The organism is Betaproteobacteria bacterium (assembly GCA_009377585.1).
Lineage (GTDB): Bacteria > Pseudomonadota > Gammaproteobacteria > Burkholderiales > WYBJ01 > WYBJ01.
Map to the genome: position 1 here is coordinate 1 of WHTS01000007.1, position 21038 is coordinate 21038.

Below are 21038 nucleotides of genomic sequence, written 5' to 3' on the forward strand. Positions count from 1 at the left end.
CTAGCGTCTCACGCGGACAACTTGAGCGCGACTTCCGCCAGCCGCCGGCCCAGCGCCAGGCACAAGCTTTTTTCGTCCTCGGTGAGCGCGCGCTCGTTGTCGCGGCCGGCGACGTGCGTCGCGCCATAAGGCGTTCCGCCCGAGGCGGTGTTCGTCAGAGCCGCTTCGGTATATGGCACGCCGACGATGATCATCCCATGATGCAGCAGCGGCATCATCATCGAAAGCAATGTGGTTTCCTGCCCGCCATGCAGGGTCGCGGTGGAAGTGAACAAGGCCGCGGGCTTGCCGGCCAATGCACCTCGCGTCCACAGCACACCGGTGGAATCGAGAAAGTGCTTCAGCGGCGCGGCCATGTTGCCGAAGCGCGTGGGCGATCCGAGCGCAAGGCCTGAACATTGCTCCAGATCGCTCAGTTGCGCGTATGGCGCTCCGCTTGCCGGCACGGCCGGCTCGGTTTGCTCGCACACCGGTGACACCGGCGGCACGGTGCGGATACGTGCTCGCGCCCCCGCAACCTGCTCGATCCCGTGCGCGATCATGTGAGCCAGCCGATCGACCTTGCCGGAGCGGCTGTAATAGAGCACCAGGATGTCGTTCAAAGCAGGATTTTCTCGCCGGGCAGGCATCACCGAGTGGTATAGAGAGCTCTACAGGAGGGCAGCGCACGCTCGACAGGTCGTTCGGCTGCGTGCGCCCTGCACAAAGCGCTCGTCGCACGCCCTGCACAAAGCGCATGTCGCGCGGCTTGTGCGGATGCAATGCCGCTATGATTATAGCAACAGGGTACTTCGCGCATGCTCCCACGGATCGACAACGCACTGCGGCGCGGCAGCCAATTCGCGCGGCTGGTCGCGGCCCGCTTTGCCGATGACCGCTGCGTTCAGGTCGCCGGCAACCTGACTTTCACGACACTGCTCGCGCTGGTGCCGCTGTTCACCATCGCGCTCACCCTGTTCGCCGCCTTTCCAATGTTCCAGGATTGGTCCAACGCCTTCAAGGTGTTTCTTCTTACGACCCTGGTGCCCGAAGTGAGCGGCAAGGTGATCACGGTATACATGCAGCAATTTTCGGACAACGCCGGCAAGCTCACCGCGGTGGGCCTGATCTTCCTGGCGGTGACTGCGCTCATGCTGATGGTGAACATCGAGCGCGTGTTCAACGGCATCTGGCGTGCGCGCCGGAACCGCTCGGTCGTGCAGCGGCTGGTGATGTACTGGACGACCATCACGGTGGGGCCCTTGCTGATCGGCGCCAGCCTGTCGCTCACCTCCTGGTTGGTGACGGAATCGATGCAATCGGTCAGCGGCGTGCGGGGCGCGCAGGAGCTACTGCTCAAGCTCCTGCCGATCGTGCTCAATGGCGCGGCTTTTGCGCTGCTCTACATCATGATTCCGAACCGCCGGGTGCTCGTGAAGGATGCGCTGGTGGGCGGGATTACCGCGGCGGTCGGCTTCGAAGTGATGAAGCGCGGCTTCGGCGTGTACGTGATGCTGTTTCCGACCTACGACCTCATCTACGGAACCTTCGCCACCATCCCGATCTTTCTGTTGTGGATCTATCTGTCATGGCTGGTCGTTCTGCTCGGCGCAGTCGTGGTCGCCGTGCTGCCGCATTGGCGCATGGGGGCGCGGCAACCGCTATTCGGCGATGGCGGCGCGTTGTACCGGGCGCTGCGTCTGATCGAGTTGCTGCACGAGGCGCGCCTGCAATCGCAAACACCGACGGTCTCGCAGCTGGTCGCCCGCTCCGGGATCCCGGAAGAGGAAGTAGAACAATTGCTCGAGACGATGAATGCGCCGGGCTGGGCGCGCCGGGTCGAGCCGGCGGGTTGGGTACTGGTGCGCGATCTGCAAACGCTGCGACTGGTGGAGTTGTACCGGCTGCTTGGCGTGCGCAGCTACGAAGCGCAGGCGGGCGATGGCGAGCTGGTTCGCGCTGCCGGCGGATTGCTTGCGCAGGTGGAACAGGAGCTCGACGTCCCCCTGGGGGCCCTGTCGAACGGGAACGATCCGGCTAACGCCGCAGAACCGTCGCTGTCACAGCCGGCACGGGCGTGACCGGCGTCTCGCCGCGCCCGCCGACGTTGGCAACGCCCGCGGTCGTCGGGGCAATCGGCTCGGCATACTGCCAGGCGTTCTTCCACGCGGTTTGCACCAGCGACGGATACCAGAGCTTGCCGAGACTGCCGTTGTAGCGGCCGAGCGCGCGCGTGAGGTTGCCGCGCTCGATGTCCAGGTAATGGCGCAGGATCAGGCAGCCATAGCGCAGGTTGGTGCGCAGGTGAAACAGGTTGTGCTCCGCAGTTCCGATGAGGTCGAGCCAGAACGGCATGACCTGCATGTAGCCGCGGGCGCCGGCCGTGGAAACCGCGTACTTGCGAAAGTTGCTCTCGACCTGGATCACCGCCAGCACCAGCTGCGGATCGAGTCCGGCTCGCGTCGCTTCGTAGTGCACCGTGCGCAGGAATTCGATGCGCGCCACCGAATCCGGCAGCTTCTTCTGCAGCCGGGGCGACATGGCGAGTATCCAAGTCCGCGCCTGTTGCCGGGACTGGAAAGAGCTGCCTTCGACCGCCTGGTCGGAAACCGCCTTCTGCAGCGCATGCCGGGCGCTTGCCGAAAGCGGCTCGTACATTTGCGGGCCGGAATGCGCTTCGCCGGCATGGAAGGCAGCCGCGATAAGCAGGATCGCGGCACGCAACATGGCGCCTGCGCGGTTGAACGCGTTCATCTCCGACAAGGCAAAAAAAGAAAAATAGGTGTTGCTAGCGAGGCGCCACGATTCGCGCCCGAGTATAGTCGACTACCTCGGCGACCGCCACGGCAGCCGCCTTGTCTTCCTGCCGGCCCTTGAATTCGACCTGGCCAGCCGCAAGACCCCGTTCCCCGACCACGATCCGATACGGAATGCCGATCAGGTCCATATCGGCGAACATCACCCCGGGCCGTTCGTCGCGATCGTCGAGCAGCACTTCGACACCGGCGGCCGCCAGGTCGTCGTGCACCCGCTCCGCCGCCGCCCGGACCGCGGCATTCTTGGCGGCTCCGATCGGCACCACCGCCACCTGGAACGGCGCGATCGCAGCCGGGAAAATAATGCCGCGGGAATCGTTATTTTGCTCGATCGCGGCGGCGGCGATGCGGGTGACACCGATGCCATAGCAGCCCATTTCCATGGTTTGCAGCTTGCCCGCCTCGTCCAGGAAGGCGACGTTCATGGCTTCCGAGTATTTCTTCCGCAACTGGAAGATGTGGCCGACCTCGATGCCGCGGCAGATTTCGAGGGCTCCCTTGCCGTCCGGACTGGGATCGCCGGCAACCACGTTGCGGATGTCGGCCACAGTGGCAGGCTCGGGCAGGTCGCGGCCGAAGTTGACGCCGGCCAGGTGAAAATCGGGCTCGTTGGCCCCGCAGACAAAGTCCGCCAGGCTGGCGGCGCTGCGATCCGCTATGACGGGAATGGAGCCATCCAATCCCACGGGTCCGATGAAACCGGGAGGTGTGCGAATCGCCGTACGGATTTCGTCCTCGGTTGCCAGCCGCATTCCGGCGAGATCGGGAAGCTTCGCCGCCTTGATCTCGTTCAGCGTATGGTCGCCACGCAGCAGCAGCATCGCGAGCTTCCCGTGCGCGTGCACCATGATCGCCTTGATGCTGCGGCGGAGCTCACAGCCGAGCAGCTGGCACACCGCCTCGCAGGTCCTCTTGCCCGGCGTGGCGACCTTGCGCAGGGCTTCCTGCGGTTGCGGCCGCGATTCGGCCGGCGCAACCGCCTCCGCCAGCTCGACATTGGCGGCGTAGTCCGAATTCGGGCAGTAGGCGATGGCGTCCTCGCCGGAATCGGCGAGCACGTGAAATTCGTGTGAACCGGTTCCGCCGATCGCACCGGTGTCGGCAGCCACGGCGCGAAAGCGCAAGCCCAGGCCAGTGAACACGCGCGAGTACGCCTGGTACATGTCCTGGTAGGTGAGATCGAGCCCGGCCTTGTCGGCATGGAACGAGTATGCATCCTTCATGATGAACTCGCGCGCGCGCATGACGCCGAAGCGCGGCCGGATCTCGTCCCGGAACTTGGTCTGGATCTGGTAGACGACGACCGGGAGCTGCCGGTAGCTCTTCACTTCCCTGCGCACCAGGTCGCTCACGACTTCCTCGTGCGTGGGACCGACGCAGAAGTCGCGCTCGTGCCGGTCCTTGAGCCGCAACAGGTCGGGGCCGTACTGCTCCCAGCGTCCTGACTCCTGCCACAGTTCCGCAGGCTGGATGGCGGGCATCAGGAGCTCCACCGCGCCGGCAGCGTTCATCTCCCGGCGCACGATGGCTTCGATCTTGCGCAGCACGCGCAGCCCCAGAGGCAACCAGGTATAGAGACCGCTCGCCAGACGGCGGATCAGCCCGGCGCGCAACATCAGCCGATGGCTGACCAGCTCGGCCTCGGCAGGCGCTTCCTTGAGTGTCGACAGAAACAGGCGGGAGACTCGCATTGGCTATTGCCGGCGGACAAAAGCAATTATTCTAACCGGACCCATCAGGGAGCCAGTGCGAGCAGCGCATGCTTGGGGTCTTGGGTCGAATCTGGGGCGCGCCACTGCTGTACCGCGGCGACGGCATCGAGGTGCGCGAGCGCCACGGCGTGCGAACGCTGCACCTGGATTCCGACACCGTGCAAAGCGCCATGCGGGTCGACCGGCCGGACGCGCTGGAGCTGTCCTACACCCGCGCGATGATGGGATTTCTGCTGTTCGTGCCGCCGCCGCGTTGCGCACTCCTGGTCGGACTCGGCGGCGGGTCGCTGGCGAAATTCATCTACCGTTCGATGCCCGAGACGCGGCTGCGCGTCGTGGAGATCAAGCGCGAAGTGGTCGAGGTCGCGCACACGTATTTCGCCCTGCCGCGCGAGTGCGCGCGCCTGTCCATCGTCATCGGCGATGGCGCGCAATTGATCGGCCAGCAGCAGGAGCCCGGAGAGGTCATGTTGATCGACGCCTACGATGGCCGCTCGCTGGCGGCGTCGTTTGCGACCGAAGCGTTTTTCCAGGCCGCCCGGGCCGCCCTTTCGCCCTCCGGAGTGCTGGCGATGAATCTGTGGTCGAGCGACCGTGCGTTCGACCGCAACCTGCAGGCGATCGACCGCGCCTTCGACGGGTGCTGCCTTTGTCTGCCCGCCGAGCGGCCGGGCAACGTCATCGTGTTCGCGTTCGCCGCCGTACCGCGGCGCCTGCGCTGGGCGGAGCTGCGCGAGCACGCGGGGAGCCTGCAGGAGCGGTTCGGACTCGAATTCCCTCGCTTCGTGGAAGGGCTGAGGCAGATGAACGCCTGCGATACCGTCGGATTGCGCCTGGGCGCAATGCCGTCGTGGACTTGAGCTGCACCGGCTGTCGCCTTTCGCCGCCGTCCGATTTGTGGAAGAATCCTCGCCAGAGAGGCATTTTGCGGGTGTTTAAATGATCGACAAGGATGGTTATCGCCCGAATGTGGGAATCATCATCCTCAGCCAGCGCAACGAGGTGTTCTGGGGCAAGCGTGTCAACCAGCACGCGTGGCAATTCCCGCAAGGCGGCATCAAGCACGGGGAATCGCCTGAGCAGGCGATGTTCCGCGAGCTCAACGAGGAAGTCGGTCTCGTACCACATCACGTGCGCATCCTGGGCCGCACCCGGGGTTGGCTGCGCTACGATGTGCCCGATCAATGGATCAAGCGCGACTGGCGCGGCAACTATCGCGGGCAAAAGCAGATCTGGTACCTGCTGCGGTTCGTTGCACGCGACTGCGATGTGCAGCTGCGCGCATCCGGACGCCCGGAGTTCGACGCCTGGCGCTGGAACAGCTACTGGATACCGCTGGAATCGGTGATCGAGTTCAAGCGCGAGGTCTACCAGCGCGCGCTGAACGAGCTGAGCCGTTATGTCGAGCGCTCACGCGGCGCACGCAAAGCCGGGCATGGGGAACGCGCCGCGAATGGCGTCCCCGTTCCGATCAAGGAGCCGGCGAGCACCGGCAGCGCCTAGCCGCGGGCATCGGGGCGAGAGCGCAGCACTGGCGCGCACCGTGCGCAAGGCCGAGGAACGCGGCGCGGTTCGTCATTGCACCGCGGCCACTCTGTTCACGATTCTGACTGTATCCATAGCGCAGGGCCGGGCGCATTGACGCACTCCAGGCGCAGATTTAGAATCAGTCTAAATTGATCTTCGTTATTTCGCCGCCCGCAGCATTGCGGCGAAGCAGCGCGGTGACAACGCAGCCAATCGAAGGAGAGGACGATGCAACTGAAAGGAACCAAGACGCACGAAAACCTCAAGGCGGCATTCGCCGGCGAATCGCAAGCGAACCGCCGTTACCTTTACTTCGCCGCCAAGGCCGACGTGGAAGGTCAGAACGACGTGGCCGCGGTGTTCCGCTCTACTGCCGAGGGCGAAACGGGACATGCTCACGGTCATCTCGAGTACCTCGAGGCTTGCGGCGATCCCGCCACCGATCTGCCGATCGGCCGCACGCGCGAGAATCTGAAAGCGTCGATCGCGGGTGAAACGCACGAGTACACCGACATGTACCCGGGCATGGCCAAGTCCGCACGCGACGAAGGCTTCAGCGAAATTTCCGACTGGTTCGAGACCCTGGCGAAAGCCGAGCGCTCGCACGCCAATCGGTTCCAGAAGGCGCTGGACGCGCTCGCCGACTAGGCGTCCGATCCTCCGGGGTGACCGATGGGCGTGCGCTCATCGGCCACCCCGTTTCTTTTGGCTCGCTGCATTACATTTCGAAGGGAACGTGCCGCCATGACGGTCAGGGAAGGCAATCTCGAACCGCCCAAGCGCCACCCGCTCGACTGGCGCAACCCCGAGTTCTACGACGAGGCCCGGCTGTTCGAGGAGCTGCACCGGGTATACGACGTCTGTCATGGCTGCAGGCGCTGCTTCAACCTGTGCAATGCTTTTCCGCATCTGTTCGATCTGATCGACGAAGGGCCGAGCGGCGAGCTGGACGGAGTGGAGAAGTCGCGCTACTGGGAAGTCGTGGACCAGTGCTACCTGTGCGACATGTGCTTCATGACCAAGTGTCCCTATGTGCCGCCGCACCCGCTCAACATCGATTTTCCGCATCTGATGCTGCGCGCCAAGGGTGTCAAGTTCAAAAAATCGGGTGCGTCGCTGCGCGATCGTCTGCTCACCAGTACCGATGCGGTCGGCAAGCTCGCATCCATTCCGGTCGTGGCGCAGATCGTGAATACCGCGAACCGCATGCCGCTAGCACGCGCGCTGATGGAGAAGGCGATCGGCGTGCACCGTGAGCGGGAGCTGCCGCCTTACACGAGCCGCAAGTTTCGAGCGGCGGCCAAGCCCCAAAGCGGCACTGCCGCGGGCAGCGCAGGCGCCTGTCCCGGCAAGGTTGCGCTGTTCGCGACCTGCTACATCAACTGCAACGAGCCCGAGATCGGCCACGACCTGCTCGCGGTGCTCGGCCACAACCACATCCCGACCGTATTGATCGAGGACGAAGTGTGCTGCGGGATGCCGAAACTCGAGCTGGGGGATTTCGCAGCGGTGGCGCGCAACAAGGAACGCAATATCCCGGTGCTTGCGAAACTGGCGCGAGAAGGTTACGCGATCCTCACCGCGGTGCCGTCCTGCACGCTGATGTTCAAGCAGGAGCTGCCGTTGATGTACCCGGATGACCCAGACGCGGCGGCGGTTGCCGAGGCGATGTACGATCCGTTCGAATACCTGCTTCTGCGCCACCGGGACGGGTTGCTCGAGACCGACTTCAAGAACGAGCTGGGGCGCGTCGCCTACCACGTGCCGTGCCACCTGCGGGTGCAGAACATGGGCCACAAGACCCGCGACGTGCTCAAGCTCGTGCCCGGCACCGAAGTGCAGATGGTCGAGCGCTGTTCCGGCCACGACGGCACCTGGGGGGTGAAGAAGGAGTACTTCGAGACGTCGATGAAGATCGGCCGGCCGGTATTCCGGCAGATGGGTGAAGCCAAAGCGGACTACATCAGCTCCGATTGCGCCATTGCCGGCCGTCAGATCTGCCAGGGGATCGGCGTTGAGGCGCCGACCAAGGCGCATCCGCTCACGCTGCTGCGCAAGGCATACGGCCTCTAGCACCGCGTTGTTTGCGGTGCGCTCACCCCTGGCAGCCTACCGGAAGGCGGATTTCGGTCATATTTCTTACTGAGGCAACGAATCAATTGCGGTCAGCGAGGCCCAGGCGGCGACAGGGCCGCGTGGCGTATCACACCGAGGACAATCTCATGGGAAAGATCACCCGCGAAAGCCTGATGACTCTGGAAGCCTATGCCGGCGCGCGCACCGAGTTTCGCAACAAGGTGTTGGCGCACAAGAAGCATCGAACCGTCGCAATCGGCCCGAACGTGACCCTCGTGTTCGAAGACGAGCTGACGATGCGCTATCAGATCCAGGAGATGCTGCGGGCCGAGCGCATCTTCGAGGCCGACGGCATCCAGGACGAGCTGGACGCATACAACCCGCTCGTGCCCGACGGTTCCAACTGGAAGGCCACCATGCTGCTCGAGTATCCCGAGGTCGAAGAGCGCCGGCGCATGCTCGCTCGGCTGATCGGCATCGAAGACCGCGTCTGGGTCCGGGCGGAGGGCTCCAGCGCGGTGTACGCGATTGCCGACGAGGATTTGGAGCGCGAAAACGAAGACAAGACCTCTTCGGTGCACTTCCTGCGTTTCGACCTGACCCCGGAAATGATTGCGCGGCTGCGCGCGGGCGCCGCGCTCTCGCTGGGAATCGATCATCCCAACTACCAGCACCCGATCGCTGAAGTCGACGCTGCGACGCGGGCGTCTTTGGTTGCGGACCTGGCATGACACGCATCATGTTCGTGGTCGCCGCGACTGCGTTCGCAACCCTGTTGCTGCACGGCTGCGGCGGCACCCGCCTTGCCGGTGAACGCGAAACCGATTGGGACCGCAATGCGGTCGATGCAAAGAAAGCCGAGCGCGAACAGTCGGTAGCCTTGCCGCCCTATCCGCAGGACTCGGACCTGGTGGAGTTTTCCGTCGGGACCGTGCCGCACCGCTACTTCATCGACGCCCAAACGCTCGCTGTCGGCGCGGACGACGTGGTGCGCTATAGCCTGGTCGTGCAGACCGCGGGCGGCGCCCGCAACGCAAGCTACGAAGGCATCCGCTGCAAGACCTACGAGAAGCGCATCTATGCGCTCGGACACCCGCAGCGCAAGTGGATAGAAGCCAGGCGCTCGACGTGGGAACCGATCCAGTCGGGCCGAGCCAACGAGCACCAGGACGTCCTGTACAAGGAATACTTCTGTCCCGATCGCATTGCCGCGAGCCGCGATGCAATCGTGCGCGCGCTTCGCACCGATTTCTACGGCACCAGCCGGCCGCCCGACTGAGCGGCGCAGCCGCGAACCCGACTCAGCGGCGCAGCCGCGCACCGACTCAGCGGCGCAGCCGCGCACCGACTCAGCGGTGCAGCCGCGCGCCCGACTCAGCGGTGCAGCCGCGCGCCCGACTGAGCGGTGCAGCCGCGCGCCCGACTGAGCGGTGCAGCCGCGCGCCCGACTGAGCGGTGCAGCCGCGCGCCCGACTGAGCGGTGCAGCCGCCAGCCGCGGCGCGGTCGGCACCGGGCTACAGCAGCACCAGGTTGTCGCGGTGGATCAGCTCGGGCTCGTCGACATAGCCCAGGCGGGCCTCGATCGCGCTCGAGGGCGTACGCAGGATGCGGCCGGTATCGGCGGCCCCGTAGTTGATGAGTCCGCGCGCGATTTCGCTGCCGTCGGGCGCGATGCAGCTCACCAGGGCGCCGCGATCGAATTCCCCTTCGAGCGCATGCACGCCGATCGGCAACAGGCTCTTGCCGTCGATACGCAGGGCCTTCGCCGCGCCGGCATCGAGATGCAGCCGCCCGTATACCATCAGGTTGTCCGCGAGCCATTGCTTGCGCGCCGCCAGGCTCTCGCGCTCCGCCTGCAGCAGCGAGCCGATGTGCTCGCCGCCTGCGAGCCGCAGCAGCACCTCGGGCTCTCGCCCCGATGCGATCAAGGTATGCGCGCCGCTGCGAGCGGCGCGCTTGGCCGCCAGCACCTTGGTGAGCATGCCGCCGCGCCCCAGCTCGCTGCCTGCGCCACCGGCCATGGTCTCGAGCTCGGCTGCGCCGGCGCGCGCATGTCGCAGCAGCTCGGCATCGGGCTGCCGGCGCGGATCCGCGGTGAAGAGTCCCGCCTGGTCGGTGAGGATCACCAGCAGGTCGGCCTCGACCAGGTTGGTGACGAGCGCCCCCAGGGTATCGTTGTCGCCGAAACGGATCTCGTCCGTCGCCACCGTGTCGTTCTCGTTGATGACCGGAACGACGCGCAAGCGCAGCAACGTCGATAGCGTCGAGCGCGCGTTGAGATAGCGCTTGCGATCGGCCAGATCCGCGTGCGTCAACAGCACCTGAGCCGTGTGCAGGTCGTGGCGGCGGAAGCAGGATTCGTAGACCTGCACCAGCCCCATCTGGCCAACGGCCGCGGCGGCCTGCAGCTCATGGATCGATTTCGGCCGCCGCTGCCAGCCCAATCGGCTCATCCCTTCGGCGATCGCGCCGCTCGATACCAGGACCACTTCGCGCCCGGCGAGCGTCAGGCGCGCGATCTGATCGGCCCACGCGGCAATGGCCGCCTGATCGAGGCCGCGCCCCTCGTTGGTGAGCAGGCTGCTGCCGATCTTGACCACCAGGCGGCGCGCTGCCTGCAGCAGCGCCGATGATTCTGCGGCGGCGGGATTCATTGCTCGCTCTGGCGTTGTTCGAGCGCGAGGTGCTCGCCCAAGGCGTTCACGAGATCCGTGCAGCCTGCGCCGCTCAGCGCGGAAATGGCGAATACCGGCCCGCGCCAGCGCAGTCGCTTGACGATGCGCTCGACGGCCGCGCTCCGCTCCGATTCCGGCATGAGGTCGAGCTTGTTCAACACCAGCCAGCGGGGTTTTTGGTAGAGCGCCGGATCGTACTTCTTCAACTCTGCCGCAAGCGCCCGGGCGTCGCGCACAGGATCGGCATCGGGCACCAGCGGCACGGCGTCGATGAGGTGCAGGAGCAGGCGTGTGCGGCTCAAGTGGCGCAGGAACCGGTGGCCGAGCCCGGCGCCTTCGGCCGCGCCCTCGATCAACCCCGGGATGTCGGCCACCACGAAACTTTGCGAGGGCCCGACTCGCACGACGCCCAGGTTCGGCGAGAGCGTCGTGAAAGGATAATCGGCCACTTTGGGCCGAGCCGCCGAGATGCGGCGTATGAGACTCGATTTCCCGGCGTTGGGCATTCCGAGCAGGCCCACGTCGGCCAGCACCCTGAGCTCGAGCGCGAGAACGCGCGATTCGCCCGCCTGTGCGGGGGTCGACTGGCGCGGCGCGCGGTTGGTGCTCGACTTGAAGTTGAGATTGCCGAGTCCGCCGGCACCGCCGCGCGCCAGCAGCGATTTCTGCCCGTCGGTGGCCAGATCGGCGATCCGCTCTCCGCTCTCCGCATCGGTGATCACCGTGCCGACGGGCATGCGCAGCACGACATCCTCGGCACCACGGCCGTTGCAGTCCGCGCCTCGGCCCCGCTCCCCGTCGCGTGCGCGGTGGATGCGTGCATAGCGGAATTCGACCAGCGTATTGATATTGCGGTCGGCGAGCGCGTAGATGCTGCCCCCGGCGCCTCCGTCGCCGCCATCCGGGCCCCCGCGCGGTATATATTTCTCGCGGCGGAAGCTGACGGCCCCATTGCCGCCCTTGCCGGCATGGATCTCGATGCGCGCTTCGTCGAAGAACTTCATGTCTAGGGTCCCCGCAAACAAAAAAGCCCTGCCGCTCGAGACAGGGCTTTTACGGTGGCATGCGCGGCTAGACCGGGACGATGCTCACGATGCGGTGATTGGAAGGCCCGCGCTGACCGAAGAGCACCGTGCCCGTGATCCGCGCATAGAGCGTATGGTCGCGTCCCATGCCGACGTTGCTGCCCGGGTGTACCCGCGTGCCGCGCTGGCGCACCAGGATGCTGCCGGCCGAGACCAGCTGGCCGCCGAAGCGCTTGACACCCAGGCGCTTGGATTCGGAATCGCGGCCATTGCGCGAACTGCCGCCTGCCTTCTTGTGTGCCATGTGCCCGAGCCTCGAATGCTAGTTGGTATCGATCGAATCGATCCGGATCTCGGTGTACGGCTGCCGATGACCCTGTGACTTGCGATAGTGCTTGCGCCGGCGCATCTTGAAGATACGCACCTTGTCGCCCTTGCCCTGGCTCAGAACCGTGGCCTTGACCGCGGCGCCGGACACGAGCGGTGCGCCGATCGTGACGTCGTCGCCCTGACCGACCATGAGGACTTCGGCAATCACCATTTCGGCTCCCGCTTCGGCGTCGAGCTTTTCGACCCGCAGCGATTGCCCGGCGCTCACCCGGTATTGTTTGCCACCTGTCTTGATCACTGCGTACATGGGGGAACGCCCGCCCGAAAAGGCCGAAAGTATACAAGGGCCACGCGTCGATGGTCAAACTCCAGACCAGCGTTCGAGGCAAATCGCGGCGGCGGTCACGGCGCGGCGGCGGCGCAAAATTGCTATCATCGCGGCGATTCGCCTCCCTCGCGCCCTGCCGCAAACCCGTGCCCATAGAGACCATTCGCGCCCGTATCGCTGCCGATATGCAAGCGGTCGATAGCGTCATTCGAGCCAGCCTGCACTCGGAGGTCGCGCTCGTTCGGCAGGTGGCCGAGCACATCATCGCGGGCGGCGGCAAGCGCCTGCGGCCCGCGCTCGTGATTCTTTCGGCGGGCGCATTCGGCCATCAGGGCGATGCCCATCATCGCCTGGCGGCGATCATCGAGTTCATTCACACCGCAACCCTGCTGCACGACGACGTCGTGGACGAATCGTCGCTACGCCGCGGCCGCGCGACCTCGAACGCGCTGTTCGGCAATGCGGCGAGCGTGCTCGTGGGCGATTTTCTGTATTCCCGCGCGTTTCAGATGATGGTGACGGTCGGCAACATGCGGGTGATGGAAGTGCTCGCCGACGCGACCAACATGATCGCCGAAGGCGAGGTGCTGCAGCTCATGAACTGTCACAACGCGGATGTCGACGAAGCGGGTTACCTGCGCGTGATCCGCTGCAAGACGGCGAAGCTGTTCGAAGCGGCAACGCGGCTGGGCGCAGTCGTCAGCGCAGCGGGGCGGGCGGACGAGGAAGCGATGGCCGCCTACGGCATGCATCTCGGAACCGCGTTCCAGCTGATCGACGATGTGCTCGACTACTCGGGCAGCGCCGCCGAAATGGGCAAGAATGTCGGCGACGACCTGGGTGAAGGCAAACCGACGCTGCCGCTGATCCATGCCATGCGGCATGGATCCCCGTCCGCTGCTGCCCAGGTTCGCGAAGCCATCGAGCGGGGCGGGATCGAAGATTTGGGCGCCGTGCTCGATGCGATTCGCCATAGCGGCGCGCTCGAGTACACCCGGACCCAGGCGGAGGCGCAAGCGCGCATCGCATGCGACGCGATATGCCACCTGCCGCGTTCAAAACACCTGGATACTCTGCTAGAATTGGCCCGGTTCGCGGTCGAACGAAATTTCTGAGCACTCGCGTTCAGCGAGCTCGGGCCGGCAGGCTACAGGCGCGCGGTGATCCCGCGCGTTTTCGCTTGCTGCCCAGTTCCTGCTGCAAGCGGCGGCAGTCGGGGTGTAGCGCAGCCTGGTAGCGCACTGCGTTCGGGACGCAGTGGTCGGAGGTTCAAATCCTCTCACCCCGACCATTTCATCGGTCCGCTGCCGGGCGCGGCGAGAAGCATGGGATAATGCCACGGGATAATGCCACGGGATAATTGCAGGGCCCGTTGCCGCGGCGTGTCCGCTCGTCTCGAGGCGGAATCTTGACCAAGATACTTCTGATCGTTGCGGTAATCGCGGTCGTCTACTTCGTCATGCGCGGCTACGCGCGCAGCCTTGCCGCCAAGCCGCCCGCGAATTCCCCCGGGCGGGACGACGACATGGTTCGATGCCGGCATTGCGACGTCCACCTGCCTCGCGGCGAAAGCGTGCGCGCCGGCAGTTATTTCTACTGTTCCGAGGAACACCAGAAGCTGCATGGGCCCTGACGCGAGTCGCGACTTGTCGTCCCCCCTAGAGCTTTCCCCGGCTGGGCTTGCGGCGGCGGTGCCCAGTCAGTTCAGCGTCTCGCACTGGGGCTCGCTCAGGTTCTTCAACGCCTATCGCGTTGCGGTGGCGTTGTTGATGTTCGCCGCCGCCGGATCTTTCGGCGATACCACCTTCCTGGGCGCGGCGGATCGCGCCGCCTTCTTTTCCCTCAGCTTCGGTTACGTCCTGTTCGGCTTGTTCTGCTTCGTTCCGGCTCGTTTGCGCCGGCCCGATCTGGACTGGCAGCTTACCGTGCAAGTGACGGGCGACATCGTCTTCATCGTCTCGATGATGCACTTGAGCGGCGGAATCGTGAGCGGCGTGGGGCTGTTGCTGCTGGCAGTGCTCGCGGGCGCGGGCCTCATCAGCCGCGGTCGCCTGACGCTGTTCTACGCCTCGCTCGCGAGCATTGCGGTGCTCTTGCAGCACACCTATCAAGTCCTCGCCTCGGATGCCGTAGGCAGCCAATACATCCAGGCGGGATTTCTTTCCACCGGGTTCTTCGCCACCGCCTGGGTGGCGCACGTCCTCGCCAGCTACACCGTGCAAAGCGAGCGGCTTGCGGCGCAGCGCGAGGTCGATCTCGCCAACATGGCCGAGGTCAACCAGCTGGTCATCCGCGACATGGATACGGGGGTGGTGGTGATCGACGCCGAAGGTCGCATCCGCAGCCGCAATGCGAAAGCGGAAAGCCTGCTCGGACCGTTCGATTCCGACCAGGTGGAAAATACCTTGCGCAACCGCGCGCCCGCGCTGGCGGGCCGGATCGCCCGTTGGCGCGAAAAATCCGCCGCCGATCGGGAACCGGCCACCACGCTGATTGCGGGCAAGCCCGTGAGCGTGCGCTTCGTTCCGGTCGGTCGGGACGCAAGCGTCGGCGCGGTGCTGTTCCTCGAGGATCTGACCCGTGTTCAGGCCCAGGCACGGCAGATGAAGCTCGCCTCCCTGGGGCGCTTGACCGCGAACATCGCCCACGAGATCCGAAATCCGCTCTCGGCCATCAGCCATGCCACCGAGCTGCTGCAGGAGGAGACGGGGCTCAACGATACCGCCTCTCGCCTGCTGAGCATCATTCACGACAACACCCAGCGGCTCGATCGCATGGTGCAGGATGTGCTCAAGCTCAATCGGCGCGACCGCGCGCACACCGAACACTTCTCTGTCGCCGACTTCCTGCGCACCTTCGCGCAGCAGTTCTGCAGCATCGAGCGCATCGATGTACAGGTCCTGCGGCTGGAGATTGCGCTCGAGGCCGCGGTCAGCTTCGACCGCAGCCATCTCAACCAGGTGATGTGGAATCTGTGCCGCAACGCGCTGCGCTATTGCCGGGGCCTTCCGGGCAGCATAGTCGTTCGGGTCGACCATGGCGCCCGCGCCGATAGAGTAAGATTGAGCGTGATCGACGATGGCCCGGGCATCGCGGCGCAGTACCGCGTGCACTTGTTCGAGCCGTTCTTCACCACGGTCGCGACCGGTACGGGGCTTGGTTTGTATATCGCCCGCGAGGTATGCGAGGCGAACGGCGCGTCGCTGGAATATGTCGAATCGGCGGCTGGAGGGCATTTCTGCGTGGAGTGTCGGAGAGTCGAACCTGTCTGATTCGGATTCGCGCCCAATGAGTGCTCGTGTCCTGGTGGTCGACGACGAGGCGGACATTCGCGAGCTGCTGTCCATGACGCTCACGCGCATGGGGTTGAGCGTGGACGCGGCGGGAACCGGCTTCGAAGCCGAGCAGTTCCTGCAGCGCAGCCGATACGATCTGTGCCTCACCGACATGCGCTTGCCCGACGGCGACGGGCTCGATCTGCTCGAGCATGTCAACCGTCATTATCCGAACACGCCGGTTGCGGTCATAACGGCGTTCGGCAGTGCGGAGAATGCGGTCGCCGCCCTCAAGGCGGGGGCCTTCGACTATATTGCCAAGCCGGTCGCGCTCAACCAGTTGCGCGCGCTGGTGCAATCGGCGCTCAAGTTGCCGCCCGCTGCCGACAAGGGCCGGAAGGGCGGCGGGACGGAAAGTCCGAATCCGGCTTATCCCGAACTGCTCGGCGAATCGCCGCTCATGCAGCAGACGCGGGCGGTAATCGCCAAGCTCGCCCGCAGCCAGGCGCCCATCCACGTGCGAGGCGAATCGGGCAGCGGCAAGGAGTTGGCCGCGCGCCTGATCCATCTGCACGGCCCGCGCCGGGATAAGCCGTTCGTACCGGTCAACTGCGGCGCCATCCCGGAATCGCTGATGGAAAGCGAGTTCTTCGGCTATCGCAAGGGCGCGTTCACCGGCGCCGATGCCGACCGCGACGGCTTTTTCCAGGCGGCCAGCAGTGGCACGCTATTCCTCGACGAGGTCGCCGAGCTCCCGGTCTCGATGCAGGTGAAACTGCTGCGCGCGATCCAGGAAAAGAAGGTTCGCAAAGTCGGTTCCACGCAGGAGGAGCCGGCGGATGTGCGCATCATCAGCGCGACCCATCAGAATCTGAGCGAATGCGCGGAAGCGGGCAAGTTCCGGCAGGACCTCTACTACCGGTTGAACGTGATCGAGCTCAAGATGCCCGCGCTGCGGGAAATCCCCGAAGACATTCCCCTGCTGGCCGAATTGATCCTGGTAAGGCTCGACGCCGGCGCCGCAGACCGTCCCGCGACGCTCTCCCAGGGCGCTTTGCGGGCGCTGCAGTCCTATTCCTTTCCGGGCAACGTGCGCGAGCTGGAGAATGTGCTGGAACGCGCGCTCGCCTTGAGCACATCCGAAGCCATCGAGGCGTCGGATCTGCAGCTTTCGCAGCCGACGGCGGCGGCGGTTGCGGCCGGCTCGGCGCCCATGAACCTGCAGGACCATCTCGACCGGGTCGAGCGCGAAGCGATTCTCGATGCGCTCGAACGAACGCGCTTCAACCGCACCGCGGCCGCGAAGCTGCTGGGCATCACGTTCCGGGCATTGCGCTACCGCATGGCGCGCCTCGGACTCAACGAAGAGCTCGAGCCCAAGCTCTGAGCGGCAGGATCGGAGCCCGATTTTAACTTGGCCCGAATCCAAGCCCATGCATCGAGTTGGAGTTTGCCGCGGCCGTTCGGACCGACCACGCCGATGCGCTCGCCGGGGCTTGTGGCGGCGCAGATCGCAGTGCAAGTCGTGAGCTAGCCGTGCCCGCGCGCCGCCCCCTGGTTGCCCCTCGGCGCTTGCGCATGAACGCGGGCGGCTGGCTCGTCGGCGCGCGGCGCATCGAGTCGCCGAACTGCGACCAGCGCCCGAACGCCACTGCGCTCGAGCTGATCGTGATCCACGGCATCAGCCTGCCTCCGGGGGAGTTCGGCGGCGATCACGTCGAGCGGCTTTTCACCAATACGCTCGATCCCGCAGCGCATCCGTACTTCCGTGCACTTCAGGAACTACGGGTGTCGGCCCACTTCCTCGTTCGCCGCGATGGCGAGCTGGTGCAATTCGTTTCCTGCCTTCGACGCGCATGGCACGCGGGAGCGTCCTGCTGGCGCGGCCGCAGCGCGTGCAACGACTATTCCATCGGCATCGAGTTCGAGGGTGCCGACGACGTTGCCTACGAAGCCGCGCAATACCGCGCAGGGACAGCGTTGATCACCGCCTTGCGGGCGGCCTATCCGATCCGGGGAATCGCCGGTCACTGCCATGTCGCGCCCGGGCGCAAGACCGATCCCGGGGCATGTTTCGACTGGTCTGCGTTGCGTCAGCCCGCCGAGCTCTTCGAGCACTGAGCGTCGTCGCACGGGCTTCATGGCCCGCGCGCTCTCCCGCCTCTCCATCCGTGTGCGATCTGCGCAACGCCGCCGCAGGGCCTGCCCGCGTGCCTGCGGAATCTGTTGACAACGCTTTCGCAGCTACTACAATTAGTTCAACCTTCGAGTCGAGCCACAACATATAGTGGTTTTTCTGCTTCGGCTCACGTAAGTCCTTCGCTTTACAAAAATAAGTAGATAAAGCACCCGCCCAAGGAGACCGCACATGCATGTCGCGACCGAATCTCTCGCCTCGGCGCCGTCCGTCAATCTCGACGTCGAAGCGTCCGCCCCCGAACGCGATGCGCGCTTCGCGCCGTACAAGGTGATACGCCGCAACGGAGCGGTGGTCGGTTTCGAGCCGTCGAAGATTTCGATCGCGCTGACCAAGGCCTTCATCGCCGTCAACGGCGGGGTCGGTGCGGCGTCCGCGCGCATCCGCGAACTGGTCGCGCAGCTGACCGCGGCGGTGGTGAGCACGCTCGTTCGCCGGCGTCCGGAGGGCGGCACATTTCATATCGAGGACATCCAGGACCAGGTTGAGCTCGCCCTCATGCGCGGCGGGGAGCACGAAGTCGCCCGCGCCTACGTGCTGTATCGCGAGTCCCGTGCGCAGGAGCGCGCGCGACAGCGCGAATCGCATGTGGCTCCCGCTGCCCAGCCGTCGATCCACGTGATCGATGCTGGCGTAAGGCGCCCGCTCGATCGGGACGCTCTGAAGGCGCTGGTGGAGGAAGCCTGCGAAGGTCTCGGGACGGACGTGAGCGCCGATCCGATCCTGCATGCGACCTCGCGTGATATCTACGACGGCATACCGATGAACGAGGTGCGCAAGTGCGTGGTCCTGGCGGCACGCTCGCTGATCGAGTCCGAGCCCGCCTACAGCTTCGTCACGGCGCGCTTGCTGCTGAACGACCTGCGCCTGGAAACCCTGGGCCGCGAGGTGCGCCATGCCGGCATGAAGAAGGGCTATGCCGAGGCGTTTCCCGAGCTCATCCGCGCCGGCATTGCCGCCGAGCTGCTGGACCCGCGCCTGGGCGAATACGATCTCGGCTGCCTGGCGGCGGCGCTCGACCACAATCGCGATCTCAAGTTCGGCTACCTGGGCCTGCAGATCCTTTACGACCGCTATTTCCTGCACGTTCGCGGCCGCCGCATCGAGTTGCCGCAATCCTTCTTCATGCGCGTCGCGATGGGCCTTGCCCTGAACGAGAAAAAGGAGGAGCGCGAGGCACGCGCCATCGAGTTCTACAACGTTCTGTCGAGCTTCGATTTCATGAGCTCGACGCCGACCCTGTTCAATTCGGGGACGCGACGCTCGCAGCTTGCCAGCTGCTATCTCACCACGGTGCCGGACGACCTGGACGGGATCTACGAGTCGATCAAGGAAAACGCCATGCTGCAGAAGTATGCGGGCGGCATCGGCAACGACTGGACCCCGGTGCGGGCGCTCGGTGCGCACATCAAGGGAACCAACGGCAAGTCGCAGGGCGTGGTGCCGTTCCTCAAAGTGGTGAACGACACCGCGGTCGCGGTCAACCAGGGGGGCAAGCGCAAGGGCGCCGTCTGCTCGTACCTCGAAACATGGCATCTGGATGTCGAGGAATTCCTCGAGCTGCGCAAGAACACCGGCGACGACCGGCGCCGCACGCACGACATGAACACGGCCAACTGGGTCCCGGACCTGTTCATGAAGCGAGTGATGGAGGCGGCCGAGTGGACCCTGTTTTCGCCGTCCGACGTCCCGGACCTGCACGAGAAGCACGGGCGCGATTTCGAACAGGCCTACCTCGCCTACGAGGCGAAGGTCGCGCGCGGCGAGCTCACCTTGTTCAAGCGCATTCCAGCGGTGCAGTTGTGGCGGCGCATGCTGTCCATGCTGTTCGAGACGGGGCATCCCTGGATCACGTTCAAGGACCCGTGCAATCTGCGCTCGCCGCAGCAGCACGTCGGGGTCGTGCACAGCTCCAACCTGTGCACCGAGATCACCCTGAACACCGGCCCGGACGAGATCGCGGTGTGCAACCTGGGCTCGGTCAACATGCTGGCGCATCTCGATCGCGAGGAGCGTTGCATGGATCTCGACAAGCTGCGGCGCACCATCGGCACCGCCATGCGCATGCTGGACAACGTCATCGACCTCAACTACTACTCGGTCGGGAAGGCGCGCAACTCCAACTTCAAGCACCGGCCGGTCGGCCTGGGGATCATGGCGTTCCAGGATTGCCTGCACGCCCTGCGGATTCCCTACGCATCGGCCGAGGCGGTCGAGTTCTCCGATTGCTCGATGGAGGCAATTGCCTATTGCGCGTATTGGGCTTCGACCGACCTGTCCGAAGAGCGCGGCCGTTATGCGACCTTCGGCGGTTCGCTCTGGGATCGCGGCATCCTGCCGCACGAGACGCTCGGACTTCTGGCCGAGCAGCGTGGCGGCTACGTCGAGGCCGACACCTCGACGCGGCTCGACTGGGAGGCGCTGCGCACCCGCATCGCGCGGGTCGGCATGCGCAACTCCAATTGCCTCGCCATCGCGCCGACCGCGACCATTGCGAATATCACCGGAGTCTCGCAATCGATCGAGCCGACGTTCCAGAACCTGTACGTGAAGTCCAACCTCTCCGGCGAGTTCACCGTCGCCAATCAGTACATGGTCGAGGACCTGAAGCGGCTGAACGTCTGGGACGAGGTCATGATCTCCGACCTGAAGTACTTCGACGGCAGCCTCGCGAAGGTCGACCGGGTGCCGCCCGAAGTGCGCACGCTGTACGCCACCGCATTCGAGGTCGAGCCGCGCTGGCTGGTCGAATGCGCGGCGCGGCGGCAGAAGTGGGTGGACCAGTCGCAGTCCCTGAATCTGTATATGGCGGGCGCCTCGGGCAAGCGACTCGACGATACCTACAAGCTGGCGTGGCTGCGCGGCCTCAAGACCACTTATTACTTGCGCACGCTGGGCGCTACGCACACCGAGAAGTCCACGGGGCGCGTGGGCGCGCTTAATGCCGTTCCCACCGCCGACGAGTCCGGCACGGAGCTCAAGGTGTGCTCGATCGACGACCCCGAGTGCGAAGCTTGCCAATAGACAGGTAGCGAAAAGTCAGGCAGCGGGCGCCGGCGCGGCGCCCACCGAACGAACCGTAGCGATCAGGAGCAAG

20 protein-coding genes and 1 tRNA gene are annotated in these 21038 nt (G+C 65.2%); 14 read left to right on the top strand and 7 right to left on the bottom strand.

Features of this window, described 5'->3' with window-relative positions; genetic code table 11:
* Positions 1-8 precede the first annotated feature (8 nt).
* Positions 9-602 carry an NAD(P)H:quinone oxidoreductase gene (gene wrbA, locus GEV05_03960; protein ID MPZ42554.1) on the bottom strand — a complete coding sequence of 198 codons (594 nt, stop codon included), beginning with the start codon at positions 600-602 and terminating at the stop codon, positions 9-11.
* 195 nt (positions 603-797) lie between these two features.
* On the opposite strand from wrbA, the gene GEV05_03965 reads away from it, so the two are divergent.
* A complete protein-coding gene (locus GEV05_03965) occupies positions 798-2060 on the top strand; it encodes a YihY family inner membrane protein (GenBank protein MPZ42555.1) in 1263 nt (420 codons plus the stop codon).
* Here the strand turns inward: GEV05_03965 and GEV05_03970 are convergent.
* Both GEV05_03970 and GEV05_03975 read right to left on the bottom strand, forming a co-directional pair.
* A complete protein-coding gene (locus tag GEV05_03970; GenBank protein MPZ42556.1) occupies positions 2017-2706 on the bottom strand; it encodes a transglycosylase SLT domain-containing protein in 690 nt (229 codons plus the stop codon). The genes GEV05_03965 and GEV05_03970 overlap by 44 nt on opposite strands.
* A gap of 61 nt (positions 2707-2767) precedes the next feature.
* Positions 2768-4486: a proline--tRNA ligase gene (locus GEV05_03975; GenBank protein ID MPZ42557.1), complete on the bottom strand. Its 1719-nt coding sequence runs from the start codon at positions 4484-4486 to the stop codon at positions 2768-2770.
* Positions 4487-4554: 68 nt separating this feature from the next.
* On the opposite strand from GEV05_03975, the gene GEV05_03980 reads away from it, so the two are divergent.
* The 6 genes from GEV05_03980 (at position 4555) to GEV05_04005 (ending at position 9389) form a co-directional block, all read left to right on the top strand.
* Positions 4555-5367, top strand: a complete 813-nt coding sequence (locus GEV05_03980) for a spermidine synthase (protein MPZ42558.1) — start codon at positions 4555-4557, stop codon at positions 5365-5367.
* Between the two features lie 79 nt (positions 5368-5446).
* Complete coding sequence (locus GEV05_03985; protein ID MPZ42559.1) at positions 5447-6010, top strand: RNA pyrophosphohydrolase; 564 nt, start codon at positions 5447-5449, stop codon at positions 6008-6010.
* A gap of 252 nt (positions 6011-6262) precedes the next feature.
* Positions 6263-6682, top strand: coding sequence for a rubrerythrin (locus GEV05_03990; GenBank protein MPZ42560.1), 420 nt, complete (start codon positions 6263-6265; stop codon positions 6680-6682).
* Positions 6683-6778: 96 nt separating this feature from the next.
* A complete protein-coding gene (locus GEV05_03995; protein ID MPZ42561.1) occupies positions 6779-8107 on the top strand; it encodes a Fe-S oxidoreductase in 1329 nt (442 codons plus the stop codon).
* Between the two features lie 149 nt (positions 8108-8256).
* Positions 8257-8841 (top strand): DUF3501 family protein, encoded by a 585-nt coding sequence (locus GEV05_04000; GenBank protein MPZ42562.1) that lies wholly within the window; start codon positions 8257-8259, stop codon positions 8839-8841.
* Positions 8838-9389 (top strand): hypothetical protein, encoded by a 552-nt coding sequence (locus GEV05_04005; GenBank protein ID MPZ42563.1) that lies wholly within the window; start codon positions 8838-8840, stop codon positions 9387-9389. The genes GEV05_04000 and GEV05_04005 overlap by 4 nt, the downstream gene beginning before the upstream one ends.
* Before the next feature lie 236 nt (positions 9390-9625).
* On the opposite strand, the gene GEV05_04010 is transcribed toward GEV05_04005, so the two are convergent.
* The 4 genes from GEV05_04010 to rplU form a co-directional block, all read right to left on the bottom strand.
* Positions 9626-10765, bottom strand: coding sequence for a glutamate 5-kinase (locus GEV05_04010; protein ID MPZ42564.1), 1140 nt, complete (start codon positions 10763-10765; stop codon positions 9626-9628).
* Positions 10762-11790, bottom strand: coding sequence for a GTPase ObgE (gene obgE / locus GEV05_04015; protein MPZ42565.1), 1029 nt, complete (start codon positions 11788-11790; stop codon positions 10762-10764). The genes GEV05_04010 and obgE overlap by 4 nt, the downstream gene beginning before the upstream one ends.
* A gap of 67 nt (positions 11791-11857) precedes the next feature.
* Positions 11858-12115, bottom strand: a complete 258-nt coding sequence (rpmA, locus tag GEV05_04020; GenBank protein MPZ42566.1) for a 50S ribosomal protein L27 — start codon at positions 12113-12115, stop codon at positions 11858-11860.
* An 18-nt stretch (positions 12116-12133) separates the two neighbouring features.
* Positions 12134-12448, bottom strand: coding sequence for a 50S ribosomal protein L21 (gene rplU / locus GEV05_04025; GenBank protein ID MPZ42567.1), 315 nt, complete (start codon positions 12446-12448; stop codon positions 12134-12136).
* A gap of 167 nt (positions 12449-12615) precedes the next feature.
* Here rplU and ispB point away from each other — a divergent pair, with 167 nt between their 5' ends.
* The 7 genes from ispB to GEV05_04060 all read left to right on the top strand — a co-directional run bounded on the left by ispB (position 12616) and on the right by GEV05_04060 (position 20965).
* The gene (gene ispB / locus GEV05_04030; protein ID MPZ42568.1) at positions 12616-13584 is read left to right on the top strand and encodes an octaprenyl diphosphate synthase; all 969 of its coding nucleotides are present in this window, start codon (positions 12616-12618) and stop codon (positions 13582-13584) included.
* Between the two features lie 99 nt (positions 13585-13683).
* Positions 13684-13760, top strand: a tRNA-Pro gene (locus GEV05_04035).
* Positions 13761-13877: 117 nt separating this feature from the next.
* Entirely contained in the window at positions 13878-14102 is a 225-nt protein-coding gene (locus GEV05_04040) for a hypothetical protein (GenBank protein ID MPZ42569.1), read from the top strand.
* Entirely contained in the window at positions 14092-15741 is a 1650-nt protein-coding gene (locus tag GEV05_04045; protein ID MPZ42570.1) for a two-component sensor histidine kinase, read from the top strand. Before GEV05_04040 ends, GEV05_04045 begins: the two co-directional genes overlap by 11 nt.
* A gap of 16 nt (positions 15742-15757) precedes the next feature.
* On the top strand, positions 15758-17131 hold the full coding sequence (locus tag GEV05_04050) for a response regulator (GenBank protein MPZ42571.1): 1374 nt from the start codon (positions 15758-15760) through the stop codon (positions 17129-17131).
* A gap of 191 nt (positions 17132-17322) precedes the next feature.
* Entirely contained in the window at positions 17323-17865 is a 543-nt protein-coding gene (gene ampD, locus GEV05_04055; protein MPZ42572.1) for a 1,6-anhydro-N-acetylmuramyl-L-alanine amidase AmpD, read from the top strand.
* Positions 17866-18112: 247 nt separating this feature from the next.
* A complete protein-coding gene (locus GEV05_04060) occupies positions 18113-20965 on the top strand; it encodes a ribonucleoside-diphosphate reductase subunit alpha (GenBank protein MPZ42573.1) in 2853 nt (950 codons plus the stop codon).
* Positions 20966-21038 lie beyond the last annotated feature (73 nt).